This window comes from Kitasatospora sp. NPDC057904, assembly GCF_042887925.1.
Classification (GTDB): Bacteria; Actinomycetota; Actinomycetes; order Streptomycetales; family Streptomycetaceae; genus Kitasatospora.
This window is the reverse complement of the sequence record NZ_JBHVOL010000009.1, coordinates 21,085-33,684: the sequence shown is the minus strand read 5'-3', so window position 1 is coordinate 33,684 and position 12,600 is coordinate 21,085. Positions and strand designations below refer to the sequence as shown.

At 71.5% G+C, this 12,600-nt stretch carries 12 protein-coding genes; 7 read left to right on the top strand and 5 right to left on the bottom strand.

Going from position 1 to position 12,600, the window contains the following annotated elements:
• Positions 1–62 precede the first annotated feature (62 nt).
• Positions 63–1,247, bottom strand: coding sequence for a quinolinate synthase NadA (gene nadA, locus ACFVSN_RS22975; protein WP_380437657.1), 1,185 nt, complete (start codon positions 1,245–1,247; stop codon positions 63–65).
• Between the two features lie 389 nt (positions 1,248–1,636).
• Here nadA and ACFVSN_RS22970 point away from each other — a divergent pair, with 389 nt between their 5' ends.
• Both ACFVSN_RS22970 and ACFVSN_RS22965 read left to right on the top strand, forming a co-directional pair.
• Positions 1,637–2,101 (top strand): Lrp/AsnC family transcriptional regulator, encoded by a 465-nt coding sequence (locus tag ACFVSN_RS22970; RefSeq protein WP_359967830.1) that lies wholly within the window; start codon positions 1,637–1,639, stop codon positions 2,099–2,101.
• A gap of 195 nt (positions 2,102–2,296) precedes the next feature.
• Positions 2,297–3,664, top strand: coding sequence for a pyridoxal phosphate-dependent decarboxylase family protein (locus tag ACFVSN_RS22965; protein ID WP_380437659.1), 1,368 nt, complete (start codon positions 2,297–2,299; stop codon positions 3,662–3,664).
• Between the two features lie 71 nt (positions 3,665–3,735).
• Here ACFVSN_RS22965 and ACFVSN_RS22960 read toward each other — a convergent pair whose 3' ends face one another.
• Entirely contained in the window at positions 3,736–4,596 is an 861-nt protein-coding gene (locus ACFVSN_RS22960) for a GNAT family N-acetyltransferase (protein WP_380437661.1), read from the bottom strand.
• Positions 4,597–4,840: 244 nt separating this feature from the next.
• On the opposite strand from ACFVSN_RS22960, the gene ACFVSN_RS22955 reads away from it, so the two are divergent.
• Positions 4,841–5,194 (top strand): HesB/IscA family protein, encoded by a 354-nt coding sequence (locus ACFVSN_RS22955; protein WP_380437663.1) that lies wholly within the window; start codon positions 4,841–4,843, stop codon positions 5,192–5,194.
• Positions 5,195–5,290: 96 nt separating this feature from the next.
• Here ACFVSN_RS22955 and ACFVSN_RS22950 read toward each other — a convergent pair whose 3' ends face one another.
• Both ACFVSN_RS22950 and ACFVSN_RS22945 read right to left on the bottom strand, forming a co-directional pair.
• Positions 5,291–5,989 (bottom strand): hypothetical protein, encoded by a 699-nt coding sequence (locus ACFVSN_RS22950; protein ID WP_387956477.1) that lies wholly within the window; start codon positions 5,987–5,989, stop codon positions 5,291–5,293.
• Between the two features lie 103 nt (positions 5,990–6,092).
• Positions 6,093–6,302 carry a hypothetical protein gene (locus ACFVSN_RS22945; protein ID WP_380437667.1) on the bottom strand — a complete coding sequence of 70 codons (210 nt, stop codon included), beginning with the start codon at positions 6,300–6,302 and terminating at the stop codon, positions 6,093–6,095.
• A 257-nt stretch (positions 6,303–6,559) separates the two neighbouring features.
• Between ACFVSN_RS22945 and ACFVSN_RS22940 the strand changes: the two genes are divergently transcribed.
• A complete protein-coding gene (locus tag ACFVSN_RS22940) occupies positions 6,560–7,537 on the top strand; it encodes a carbohydrate kinase family protein (RefSeq protein WP_380437669.1) in 978 nt (325 codons plus the stop codon).
• On the opposite strand, the gene ACFVSN_RS22935 is transcribed toward ACFVSN_RS22940, so the two are convergent.
• Positions 7,530–9,026: a cysteine desulfurase/sulfurtransferase TusA family protein gene (locus tag ACFVSN_RS22935; protein ID WP_387956476.1), complete on the bottom strand. Its 1,497-nt coding sequence runs from the start codon at positions 9,024–9,026 to the stop codon at positions 7,530–7,532. The genes ACFVSN_RS22940 and ACFVSN_RS22935 overlap by 8 nt on opposite strands.
• Before the next feature lie 365 nt (positions 9,027–9,391).
• Between ACFVSN_RS22935 and coxB the strand changes: the two genes are divergently transcribed.
• The 3 genes from coxB to ACFVSN_RS22920 are packed head-to-tail and all read left to right on the top strand — an operon-like array spanning position 9,392 to position 12,434.
• Positions 9,392–10,246, top strand: coding sequence for a cytochrome c oxidase subunit II (gene coxB, locus ACFVSN_RS22930; protein WP_380437673.1), 855 nt, complete (start codon positions 9,392–9,394; stop codon positions 10,244–10,246).
• Positions 10,243–12,018 carry a cytochrome c oxidase subunit I gene (ctaD, locus tag ACFVSN_RS22925; RefSeq protein ID WP_380437675.1) on the top strand — a complete coding sequence of 592 codons (1,776 nt, stop codon included), beginning with the start codon at positions 10,243–10,245 and terminating at the stop codon, positions 12,016–12,018. Before coxB ends, ctaD begins: the two co-directional genes overlap by 4 nt.
• Positions 12,018–12,434 carry a cytochrome c oxidase subunit 4 gene (locus ACFVSN_RS22920; RefSeq protein WP_380437677.1) on the top strand — a complete coding sequence of 139 codons (417 nt, stop codon included), beginning with the start codon at positions 12,018–12,020 and terminating at the stop codon, positions 12,432–12,434. The genes ctaD and ACFVSN_RS22920 overlap by 1 nt, the downstream gene beginning before the upstream one ends.
• Positions 12,435–12,600: the final 166 nt, after the last annotated feature.

The window sequence follows — 12,600 nt, the reverse complement described above, 5'->3', positions numbered from 1 at the left end:
CCCCCTCCACTCGGAGGGGGCCCGCCCTTCGTGCGTCCGCCGCTGTTGCGGCAGGGCGAGTGTTACGGCAGGGCGAGCATCCGGTCCAGCGCCGCCTTGGCGTACCGCTCGGTCTCCGGGTCGACGGTGATCACGTTCGGCACCCGGCCCTCGACCAGCGACTCCAGCGCCCAGACGAGGTGCGGCAGGTCGATCCGGTTCATGGTGGAGCAGAAGCAGACCGCGCGGTCCAGGAAGACGATCTCCTTGTCCGGGTGCGCCTTGGCGAGGCGGCGGACGAGGTTCAGCTCGGTGCCGATGGCCCACTTGGAGCCGGGCTCGGCGGCGTCGAGCGCCTTGATGATGTACTCGGTGGAGCCGACCATGTCCGCGGCGGCGACGACCTCGTGCTTGCACTCCGGGTGCACCAGGACGGTGACGCCGGGGATGCGCTCGCGGACGTCGTTCACCGAGTCCAGGCTGAACCGGCCGTGCACCGAGCAGTGGCCGCGCCAGAGGATCATCTTGGCGTCGCGCAGCTGCTCGGCGGTCAGGCCGCCGTTCGGCTTGTGGGGGTTGTACAGGACGCAGTCGTCCAGCGAGAAGCCCATGTCGCGCACCGCGGTGTTGCGGCCGAGGTGCTGGTCGGGCAGGAACAGGACCTTCTGCCCCTGCTCGAAGGCCCACTCCAGGGCGCGCTTGGCGTTGGAGGAGGTGCAGATGGTGCCGCCGTGCTTGCCGGTGAAGGCCTTGATGTCGGCGGAGGAGTTCATGTACGAGACCGGGACGGTCACGTCGGCTATGCCGGCGTCGGTCAGCACGTCCCAGCACTCGGCGACCTGCTCGGCGGTGGCCATGTCGGCCATCGAGCAGCCGGCCGCGAGGTCGGGCAGGACGACCTTCTGGTCGTCGCCGGTGAGGATGTCCGCGGACTCGGCCATGAAGTGCACGCCGCAGAAGACGATGAACTCGGCCTCCGGGCGGGCCGCCGCGTCCCGGGCGAGCTTGAACGAGTCGCCGGTGACGTCGGCGAACTCGATCACCTCGTCGCGCTGGTAGTGGTGCCCGAGGATGAAGACGCGCTCGCCCAGCGCGGCCTTGGCCGCCCGGGCGCGCTCGACGAGGTTCGGGTCGGAGGCCGGGGGGAGGTCACCGGGGCACTCGACGCCGCGCTCGCTGTTCGGGTCGGCCTCCCGGCCGAGCAGCAGCAGAGCGAGCGGCGTCGGAGTGGGGTCGACGCCGTAGGTCTCGGTGATGGTGGTGGTCACGGGCGGGTGCCCTTCTGTGCGGCCGATCAAGCGGTGAAGCCTTTTCGTCTATCTGACACTATCTATGATAACCGGTTAGCGTCAGAGTGACGATGGCCATCCTGTCGATGTGACGAGAACCGCTTGCCGGATCGGATGCTTCCGGGCGTGGCCGAATCGGTATCCGGGCGGCTCCGGGTGTGCGCCGAGCGCCGGGGGCCGCACTCGCGAGAAGATCGTGCTGCCGGTGACCTGAACCACGAGTGGCGCCCTGGTGTACGCCTCCCGGTCATCTGTCAGCGGTGAACTCGCTCATGTCATCCGCCAGAATGGATGCCGAACCGTTTCGGCAGACCGGCCACTGCCGTCCCGTCCGCCGATCCCCGCACGACCCGTGGAGCCCCGCACCGATGAGCAGCAGCCGAGCGCACGAGGTGACCGGGGCGGACCTGGACGAGACCGACCGGCTGCTCCTCGCCCGCCTCGGCAGCGACGGCCGTGCCTCCTACGCCGAGATCGGCCTCCAGGTGAACCTCTCCGCCACCGCCGTCCGCCGCCGGATCGACCGGCTGCGGGCGCGCGGGGTGGTCCGCGGCTTCACCGTGGTGCTCGACCCGGCCGTGCTCGGCTGGCAGACCGAGGCCTTCGTCGAGGTGTACTGCCGCGAGCGGACCGCCCCCGAGGAGATCCTCGCGAGCCTGCGCCAGTTCCCCGAGGTGGTCGCCGCCTGGACGGTCACCGGCGACCCGGACGCCCTGGTCCACCTGCGCGCCGCCGACATGCGCCACCTGGAGGCCGTCATCGAGCGCATCCGCCGCGAGCCCGGGGTCCAGCGCAGCCGCTCCTCCGTCGTCCTGTCCCAGCTGATCGGCTGACCCGGACGGCCCTCTCCGGGGCGTACGCAGGAATCCTGCGCGGACCGGCCCGAAGACGCTCGAAACCTGCCTGACCAGCCGCGTTCCGACGCGCGGCCCACCCCCTTCGCTGCCTACGCTGATCACGTCCGGTCAGCGCGGTGAACGCTCCCCGCCCGGCCGGATCCCCCGACCCCACAGCCGAGAGGGACAGCCGTGTCCGCAGCACCCGACCGCATGCACCGGCCCGACAACGACCTGGTCGACCTGGTATTCGACTACATGCGGGAGCGGCTGCAGTACGACCCCGTCCCGCTCGACCACCCCGGCGACGGCGAGCACCTGCGCGCCCAGCTGGCCGGTCTGCTGAACCCCGAGGGCAACAGCCCGGCCGACGTGCTCAAGCTCTACGACCACGAGCTGTCCCGCGCCGTCATCTCCGCCGACAGCCCGCGCTACCTGTCCTTCATCCCGTGCGCCCCCACCAAGGCCGCGCTGCTGTTCGACATGGTCGTCTCCTGCGCCTCCCTCCAGGGCATCTCCTGGCTGGAGGCGGCCGGCGCGATCGCCGCCGAGAACCAGGTGCTGCGGCTGATCGCCGACCGCGCGGGCCTGCCCGAGACGGCCGGCGGCTGCTTCGTCTCCGGCGGCTCGGCGGGCAACCTGTCCGCCCTGGTCGTGGCCCGCGACACCGCGCGCCGCAAGCTGGGCGTCGGGCCGGAGGCACGCCTGCGCATAGCCGTCGCCGACCAGGTGCACTCCTCGGTCAAGAACACCTTCAACATCATCGGCGTCGAGGCCTTCAAGGTCCCGACCGTCGACCGGCGGTTCACCGGCGAGGCGCTGCGCGCGGCCCTGGCCGCCGACCCGAACCCCGAGACGGTGATCGCGGTCGTCGGCACCGCCGGCACCACCAACGAGGGCATCGTCGACGACCTCCAGGGCCTCGCCGAGGTCGCCCGCGAGCGCGACATGTGGTTCCACGTGGACGGCGCCTACGGCGGCGCGGGCCTGTTCGCCCCCTCGGTCCGGGCCCGCTACAACGGCATCGAGCACGCCGACTCCTTCGTGGTGGACCCGCACAAGTGGCTGTTCGCCCCGTTCGACTGCGCCGCGCTGATCTACCGCAACCCGCAGCTCGCCCGGGCCGTCCACACCCAGGACGCCTCCTACCTCGACGTCCTGCACACCGAGGGCGACGAGTGGAACCCCACCGACTACGCCTACCACCTGACCCGGCGCGCCCGCGGCCTGCCGCTCTGGTTCTCGCTCGCCGTGCACGGCACCCAGGCGTACACCGACGCCATCGAGACCGGCCTCAAGCTGGCACAGGACACCGCCCGGCTGATCCGCGACACCGAGCACCTGGAGCTGCTGTTCGACCCGCAGCTCTCCGCGGTCTGCTTTAAGCGCACGGGCTGGACCAACGACGACTACTACCGCTGGTCGCAGCAGCTGCTCGCGGACCAGATCGGCTTCGTCACCCCCACCGGCTGGGACGGCGAGACGGTCGCCCGCTTCGCCTTCCTGCACCCGGGCACCACGATGGAGATGGTCCGGGAGATCCTGGACACCATGGCCTGAGCCCCGCACACCTCACCGCGGCCCCGCCGGAGCACCTCCGGCGGGGCCGCGGCGCGCCCACGGGAAGGCCGCTACAGGAAGGCCCCGTTCGGCAGGTACGGCGCCGGCGGCCGCATCCCGTGCAGGCCGACGTAGCCCCCGGGCTCCGGGCTGAGCCCCACCTCCAGGCCGACGTCCAGCGCCCACTCCTGCTCGGCGGTGAGGAAGTCCACCCGCGCCCGCACCCCCTCCGGCACCCGGGCCAGCGCCTCGCGCAGCAGCCGGGCGGCGATCCGCTTGGAGGTGGCGGCCAGCAGCTTCACCTCGCCGCCGTCGCGGTAGCAGTAGCCGCTGCCGGCCAGCGCGTCGGCGATCAGCAGCTCCTCGAAGTGGCCGAGCATCAGCTCGTGGTCCGGCCCGTGCGCCGAGCCGCGCAGGCGCCGGTCCACCGAGTCCAGCAGGTGCAGGTGGGTCGCGTTGCCGCGGTGCACCGGGATGTCCCCGGGGTCGACCAGGCCGGCCCGGTCCACCCGGCCGTCCAGCCGCATCGCCGGGTGCAGCGTGAACCCGGCCAGCCGGTAGCGGCGGGCCGCCGCCGCGGACTGCGGCACGCACACCATCCCGCGCAGGCACCCGCGCCCGTGGGCCGCCGCCCGCTCCAGCAGCAGCCGCCCGACGCCCTTGCCCTGCGCGTGCGGCCGGACGGCGAACAGGGACGGCATCCACAGCCCCTCCCGGCGCATCGACAGCACCACGCCGACCGCCTCCCCGGCGCTCTCGGCGAGCCAGCAGCCCGACGGATCCGTGCGGGCCAGGTGTCTGGTGCGCGCCGACTGGACCGGCGTCGGTGCCGCGCCCGGGGTGCCGGGCCCGGAGGCGGCGGACGAGGCGAGGGCGATCTCCTGGACGGCCTCCGCGTCGGCGGCGGTGTCCCTGACCTGGCGCAGGATCATGCCCACCATCCTGGCGTCCGCGGCGCCGCCGCGAGGCCGCTTCGCCCGGATCGGGGGCTCGGGCGGTGCCCGCTCCATCCGGGTTGTGCGAGCATGGGAACCGTAGGGGACGCGGGTGGCACACCCGGCCCACGGAAAATCCGCCGCCGAGAGGCCGCAAAACCACAGCCGTCAGGGAAATGAATCCGGACGGCCTTTGGTTGGCACTGGCGGCAGACCGTTCTCAAAGACCGGGAGAAAGCAGATGACCGTCCAGGACGAGACCACCGTAGAGAGTGGCATCCTCCTCACCGATGCCGCCGCGGGCAAGGTCAAGGCCCTGCTGGAGCAGGAAGGCCGCGACGACCTCGCGCTGCGTGTCGCCGTCCAGCCCGGTGGCTGCTCCGGCCTGCGTTACCAGCTGTTCTTCGACGAGCGCTCGCTCGACGGCGACGTCGTCAAGGACTTCGGCGGTGTGAAGGTCGTCACCGACCGGATGAGCGCCCCGTACCTGGGCGGCGCCACCGTCGACTTCGTCGACACCATCGAGAAGCAGGGCTTCACGATCGACAACCCGAACGCCACGGGCTCCTGCGCCTGCGGCGACTCGTTCAGCTAGGCCCCGGCGGCCCAGCGCTCGAACGACTGACGAAGGCGGCCCCGGGGAGCACCCCGGGGCCGCCTTCGTCGTGCCCGCGTCCGGCTACTTCTCCCGTTACTTCGCGGCGCCGTCCGGCGAGACCGGGGCCGGGCCCATGTGCGGGTCCGCCTCCAGCGGGAGCGCGTTGCCGGTGGACAGGTCGTTCACCGTCCGCCCCGCCAGCGGCGCGCGCAGGTCGGCCGTCACCGTCTGCCGCTTGGCCAGCTCGCTGCACACCTGCCCGGACTTCACCGGCGCCGCCACGACGACCTTGACGTCCACCTGGCCCGGGTGCGACTCGTCCGCCTTCAGCGCGTACTGCTGGCACACCCCGCCGTAGAAGTACACGGTCAGCTTGTTGCTGCCGTCCACCCGGTAGGTGACCGCCGGACGCGCCGCCGGCGACGGCCCGTTCGGGTTCGGCTCGCCGACCGCGATGCCGGGTCCCGGGGGAGTGGCCCCCGTCGGCTGCGCCGGGGCCGGCGGCACCGAGCCCGGGGTCGTCCCGGCCGGTGGCGGAGCCGTGGCCGACGAGGCCGGCCCGCCGGAGGCGCCTGCGGTGGGCGCGCCCGCGGACGCGCCGGCCGACGCGCCGTCGGACGGCACCGGCGCCACCGGGGAGCCCGTCGCCGTCGCCGCGGCCGTCGCCGTGGCCGCCGCCTCCGAGGACGACTTGCCGTCCCCGTTGCACCCGGCCACCGTCACCGCCGCCGCCAGCACCAGACCCGCCAGCGCCACCGCCCGCCGACCGCGCGGCATCCTCTCCTGCTCCATGTGCACATCCTCCCGAGGGCTCAGCGGTGCCGCCTCCGGGGCCGCTCCGCGCGGATGTGACGTGGCCCGGACGGATCCGGTTCCGTCCGGGCCCCAGGAAGCCTCAGTTGCCGTACTCGGCCATCCCCGCGACCAGCCGCTGGGCGCCGGACGGCACCCGGAAGCCGGCGAGCGAGGGGGCGCTCGGCTGGGGGCCGGCCGCCAGCAGTGGCCAGAACCGGCGCAGCCGCCGGGAGGAGTCCACCAGGGCGTCGAGCGTCTCGCCGTCCGCGTCGCCGCGCAGCACGGGGAGCGAGGAAGGGCTGGGCATCATCGGGCACCGCTCCGATCCGGGTCGTGCCGCGGCCGCACTGCCGCGGTCACCGGGGCCGGCCGGTCCGGCGCGCCCCTGCGGCCAACCTAGGACCACGTTCTTCCCGCCCACCAGTGCTACTCGGAGGTAGTACACGTTCGCCCGCAGCCGGTGCCATTTCCGGCACTCGTGGGACCTCGTGGCGCCCGCCCGGTACCGTGAACGGGTTAACAACCCCGCTCGCCCATGGCCCTGCCGCCATCCTGAGGAGACCTCCCGTGCGCATCGCCGTCGCCGGCTCGATCGCTACCGACCACCTGATGACGTTCCCCGGCCGGTTCGCCGACCAGCTGGTCGCCGAGCAGCTCCACACCGTGTCGCTGTCCTTCCTGGTCGACACCCTGGACATCCGCCGCGGGGGCGTCGCCCCGAACATCGCGTTCGGCATGGGCGTGCTCGGGCTGAACCCCATCCTGGTCGGCGCGGCCGGGGCGGACTTCGCCGAGTACCGCAGCTGGCTGGAGCGCAACAACGTGGACTGCCGGTCCGTCCACATCTCCGAGACCCGCCACACCGCCCGATTCATGTGCACCACCGACGAGGACCACAACCAGATCGCCTCGTTCTACACCGGCGCCATGGCCGAGGCCCGCAGCATCGAGCTGAAGCCGATCGCGGACCGGGTCGGCGGCCTGGACCTCGTCCTGATCGGCGCGGACGACCCGCAGGCGATGGTCCGCCACACCCAGGAGTGCCGCACCCGCGGCTACGCCTTCGCGGCCGACCCCTCCCAGCAGCTGGCCCGCTTGGAGGGCGACGACATCCGCGAGATCGTCGACGGCGCCGCGTACCTGTTCACCAACGAGTACGAGGCCGCGCTGATCGAGAGCAAGACCGGCTGGGACGCCGACGAGATCCTCGGCCGGGTCGGCACCCGGATCACCACTCTCGGCAGCAAGGGCGTGCGCATCGAGCGCAAGGGCGAGCCCGCCATCCTGGTCGGCTGCGCCCCCGAGGAGACCAAGGCCGACCCGACCGGCGTCGGCGACGCCTTCCGGGCCGGCTTCCTCACCGGCCTCTCCTGGGACCTGGAGCTGGAGCGCGCCGCCCAGCTCGGCTGCATGCTCGCCACCCTGGTGATCGAGACCGTCGGCACCCAGGAGTACGAGCTGCGCCCGGCCGCCTTCCTGAAGCGCTTCGAGAACGCCTACGGCGCCGACGCCGCCGCGGACGTCCGCTCGCACCTGGTCAAGTAGTCCGCCGCACCAGGTAGGCCGAGCCCCGGTCGCCGCCGTAGTCGGCGGCCGGGGCCTCGCCCGCGTACTTCTGGCCGCGCATCCCGCACCAGGCCGGGATGTCGAGGCGGGCCGCCTCGTCGTCCGCCAGCACGGCGACCGTGTCGCCCACCGGCACCTCGCCGATCCGCTTGGCCAGCTCGATCACCGGCAGCGGGCAGCGCTTGCCGAGCGCGTCGATCACTGTGACTCGCCCGCTCGCCTCCGGGCGCGCCCTCCGGCTGTCCGGTGCCGAATCTCCTCGCTCCCCCGCTCCCGCGCTTTCGGCACCGGCCCGCCCTTCGGCTCGGGGTGGTGTCCCCACGGCCGGCTCCGGCGCCGGCAGGTCCAGCCCGAGCGGCGCCCGGACGCCGGCCACCAGCTCCGGCAGGACGGTCAGGAACCGCTCGACGTCCGCCTCGGCCGTCCCGTACGGCAGCGAGACCCGGACGTTCCCCTCGGTGAGTACCCCCATCGCGGCCAGCACGTGGCTGGGCGTCAGCGTGGACGAGGTGCAGGACGAGCCGGAGGAGACGGCGAAACCGGCCCGGTCCAGCTCGGTCAGCAGCACCTCGCCGTCCACGTACAGGCAGGAGAAGGTGACGATGTGCGGCAGCCGCCGCACCGGGTCGCCGACCACCTCGACCTCGGGCACCAGCTGCGGCACCCGGCCCCGGATCCGCTCCACCAGCGCGTGCAGCCGGGCGTTCTCCCGCTCGGCCTCGGCCCGTACGGCCCGCAGCGAGGCGGCGGCCGCCACGATCGCCGGGATGTTGACGAAGCCGGGCACCCGGCCGCCCTCGCGCTCGTCGGCCGGCAGCGGTGAGGCGTACCGGACGCCCTTGCGCACCGCCAGCACCCCGACCCCGGGCGGCCCGCCCCACTTGTGCGCGCTCGCGGCCAGCAGCGACCACCCGGCGGGCACGCCGACCCGGCCGGCGCTCTGGGCGGCGTCGACCAGCAGCGGGACCCCGGCCTCGCGGCAGAGCCCGGCGACCTCCTCGACCGGCTGGACCGTCCCCACCTCGTGGTTGGCGCTCTGCAGCGCGGCCAGCGCGGTGTCCTCCCGGAGCAGCCCGGCGAAGCCGTCCGCGGCGACCCGGCCGGCCCGGTCCACCGGCGCCACCGAGACGGATCCGCCGGCCGCCTCGTGCTTCTCGGCGACGTGCAGCACGCTGGAGTGCTCCACCGCCGAGTGCACCAGGTGCCCGCCGCGCCGCCGGTTCCCGGCCAGCGCGCCCAGCATGCCGAGCTGGACGGCCTGCGTGCCGCTCGCCGTGAAGGAGATCTCGTCGGCCCGGGCGCCGAGCACCTCGGCAACCGTCTCGCGGGAGGCGTCCAGCAGCATCCGGGCCTGCCGTCCGGACCGGTACAGTCGCGCCGGATCGGCCCACCCCTCGTCCAGCGCGGCGGTCAGGGCCTGCCGCGCGACGGGGTGGAGCGGCGCCGTCGAAGCCACGTCGAAGTACACGGTCACATTTAACGACACGCCGGGCCGCTCCGGAGCCCGGCGCAGGTGCTCACCGCCCGTCAGTCGATCATCCCGAATGTCCGCTTCGTCCGCGTCCGACGGACCGTCACCCACGTTGCGGGAGGTCATCCCCCGATCGGGGGTACGGACCTCGAATGCCTGCGGTGACCTGCGGCGCAGCCCCTGCCGGGCCTGATCGGGCGACCGGGCGGCGCGTTACCGGGGGCTGCCCGTCAGGAGCGCATAAGGCTGGAGTAGGGTTTGGCCCGCATAAGCATTCAAACCGTGCCCGTGGACGGGTCGCCGGGGAGGGCAGTCCTCCTCGGGGCGACGCGAAGGCGGGCGAGACTTCGGGAAGGCGCTACGTGAGTCCCAACGGCTCCGACCGCTCGCCGCGGCGCACGATGCGGCGGAAGCTGCCTCAGGCGCTGGCACTGGGCCTCGTCATCGCGACCGCCACCGGCTGCTCGGCCAACGACCTCCCCAGGCTTGGCCTCCCGAGCCCCGTCACCAAGGAAGGACCCATGGTCCTTCAGATGTGGCAGGGCTCCTGGATCGCGGCGCTGGTGGTCGGCGTACTGATGTGGGGTCTGATCATCTGGAGCGTGATCTTCCACCGGCGCAGCCGCACCGGCGTGGAGATCCCCCCGCAGACCCGGTACAACGTGCCCATCGAGGCGCTCTACACCGCGGTCCCCATCATCATCGTCTCGGTGCTCTTCTACTTCGTCGCCCGCGACGAGAACAAGCTGACCGCCGTCTCCGCGAAGCCGCAGCACTACGTCAACGTGGTCGGTTTCCAGTGGAGCTGGGCGTTCAACTACGAGAACACCGAGAACCCCGACCCGGCCAACAAGGACGCCGCGTACGAGGTGGGCACCCCCAAGGACGCGCCCACGCTGTGGCTGCCGGTCAACGAGACGGTCCAGTTCCGTCTCACCTCGCGTGACGTCATCCACGACTTCTGGCCCGTCAACTTCATGATGAAGATGGACGTCGTGCCGGGCGTGGTGAACAAGTTCGAGGTCACGCCGACCGTCAAGGGCGAGTACAGGGGCAAGTGTGCCGAGCTCTGCGGCACCGACCACTCGCGCATGCTGTTCAACGTCAAGGTCGTCGACCGAGCCGACTACGACAAGCACCTGGCTGACCTCCGGGCCAAGGGCCAGGCCGGCGCGGTGCCCTCGGGCGTCATCTCCATGGGAAGTGAAGAGAAGTGACCATCCTCAACGAGCCCGCCGCGGCCGGCGGGGGCGCCGAGGCCGTCACGGTCGGGGCGCAGCGGACCCGCAAGCCGGGTGCGACCATCATCAAGTGGCTCACGACCACTGACCACAAGACGATCGGCACCCTGTACCTGGGCACGTCGTTCGCCTTCTTCCTGATCGGTGGCATCCTCGCCCTGGTCATGCGTGCCGAGCTGGCTCGTCCCGGGACCCAGATCCTGTCGAACGAGCAGTTCAACCAGGCGTTCACGATGCACGGCACGATCATGCTGCTGATGTTCGCGACCCCGCTGTTCGCGGGCTTCGCGAACTGGATCATGCCGCTCCAGATCGGCGCACCGGACGTGGCCTTCCCGCGTCTGAACATGTTCGCGTACTGGCTGTACCTGTTCGGCTCGACCATCGCGGTCGCCGGCTTCCTCACCCCGAACGGCGCCGCGAGCTTCGGCTGGTTCGCCTACTCGCCGCTGTCGGACGCCGTGCACTCGCCGGGTGTCGGCGGCGACATGTGGATCATGGGTCTGGCCTTCTCCGGCTTCGGCACGATCCTCGGTGCGGTCAACTTCATCACCACGATCATCTGCATGCGCGCTCCGGGCATGACGATGTTCCGCATGTCGATCTTCGTGTGGAACGTCCTGCTGACCGCGGTGCTGGTCCTGCTGGCCTTCCCGGTGCTGGCCGCCGCGCTGTTCGCCCTGGAGGCGGACCGCAAGTTCGGTGCGCACGTCTTCGACCCGACCAACGGCGGTGCGCTGCTCTGGCAGCACCTGTTCTGGTTCTTCGGTCACCCCGAGGTGTACATCATCGCGCTGCCGTTCTTCGGCATCGTGTCGGAGATCATCCCGGTCTTCAGCCGCAAGCCGATGTTCGGCTACTCCGGCCTGATCGCGGCCACCATCGCGATCGCCGGTCTGTCCGTGACGGTGTGGGCGCACCACATGTACGTCACCGGACAGGTGCTGCTGCCGTTCTTCTCCTTCATGACCTTCCTGATCGCGGTCCCGACCGGTGTGAAGTTCTTCAACTGGGTCGGCACCATGTGGAAGGGCTCGCTGAGCTTCGAGACCCCGATGCTCTGGACGGTCGGCTTCCTGGTCACCTTCCTCTTCGGCGGTCTGACCGGCGTCCTGCTGGCCTCCCCGCCGATCGACTTCCACGTCTCGGACTCGTACTTCGTCGTCGCCCACTTCCACTACGTGGTCTTCGGCACCGTCGTCTTCGCGATGTTCGCCGGCTTCCACTTCTGGTGGCCGAAGATGACCGGCAAGATGCTGGACGAGCGCCTCGGCAAGATCACCTTCTGGACGCTGTTCTTCGGCTTCCACACGACCTTCCTGGTGCAGCACTGGCTCGGCGCGGAGGGCATGCCCCGCCGCTACGCCGACTACCTGGCCTCGGACGGCTTCACCACGCTGAACACCGTCTCGACCATCGGCTCGTTCGTGCTCGGCATGTCGATCCTGCCGTTCCTGTACAACGTCTGGAAGACGGCCAAGTACGGCGAGAAGGTCGAGGTCGACGACCCGTGGGGCTACGGCCGTTCGCTGGAGTGGGCGACCTCCTGCCCGCCGCCGCGGCACAACTTCCTCACCCTCCCGCGGATCCGCTCCGAATCCCCGGCCTTCGACCTCCACCACCCGGAGATCGCCGCGCTGGACTACCTGGAGAACCACGGTGAGGAGGCCAAGCACCTCGCCGGCGTGACCCCGGCGAAGTACGACGCCCCGCAGCTGGGCAAGGGCAAGAAGGACGGCGACGCCTGATGAAGGAACAGGGAAAGATCTTCCTCGGCCTGGCGGTCTTCGTCCTGGCGATGGCGATCACCTACGGCCTGTGGACCACCCACTCGGACCACGGCGTCGAGGCCGCCGGCACCACCGCGCTGTTCCTGGCCTTCGCGCTGTGCGCCTTCATCGGGTACTACCTCGCCTTCACCGCCCGCCGGGTGGACAGCGGCGCGGGTGACAACCCCGAGGCCGAGGTCGCGGACGACGCCGGTGAGCTGGGCTTCTTCGCCCCGCACAGCTGGCAGCCGCTCTCGCTGGCCATCGGCGGCTCGCTGGCCTTCATGGGCGTGATCTTCGGCTGGTGGCTGCTGTTCTGGTCGATCCCGATCATCCTGATCGGTCTGTTCGGCTGGGTCTTCGAGTTCTACCGGGGCGAGAACCAGAACCAGTAGGTTCCGCCGCACCGGCAGGGGCCGGACCTCCCACACGGGAGGTCCGGCCCCTGTTGCGTCCCCGGGGTGAGCCCCTCACTCACCCGGGTGAACGCGGGGTCGCTCGGATGTCGCTCCACGGCAAGGCGTTCCTACGATCTGATCAATCGTGCGAACCCCCGGAGGC

What these genes read in the sequence shown, in the direction of transcription:
- ACFVSN_RS22920 (WP_380437677.1), top strand. Translation starts at nt 12,018, where the DNA reads ATGAAGGAACAGGGAAAGATCTTCCTCGGCCTGGCGGTCTTCGTCCTG.
- ACFVSN_RS22970 (WP_359967830.1), top strand. Translation starts at nt 1,637, where the DNA reads ATGAGCAGCAGCCGAGCGCACGAGGTGACCGGGGCGGACCTGGACGAG.
- ACFVSN_RS22945 (WP_380437667.1), bottom strand. Translation starts at nt 6,302, where the DNA reads ATGATGCCCAGCCCTTCCTCGCTCCCCGTGCTGCGCGGCGACGCGGAC.
- ACFVSN_RS22960 (WP_380437661.1), bottom strand. Translation starts at nt 4,596, where the DNA reads ATGATCCTGCGCCAGGTCAGGGACACCGCCGCCGACGCGGAGGCCGTC.
- ACFVSN_RS22950 (WP_387956477.1), bottom strand. Translation starts at nt 5,989, where the DNA reads ATGGAGCAGGAGAGGATGCCGCGCGGTCGGCGGGCGGTGGCGCTGGCG.
- ACFVSN_RS22955 (WP_380437663.1), top strand. Translation starts at nt 4,841, where the DNA reads ATGACCGTCCAGGACGAGACCACCGTAGAGAGTGGCATCCTCCTCACC.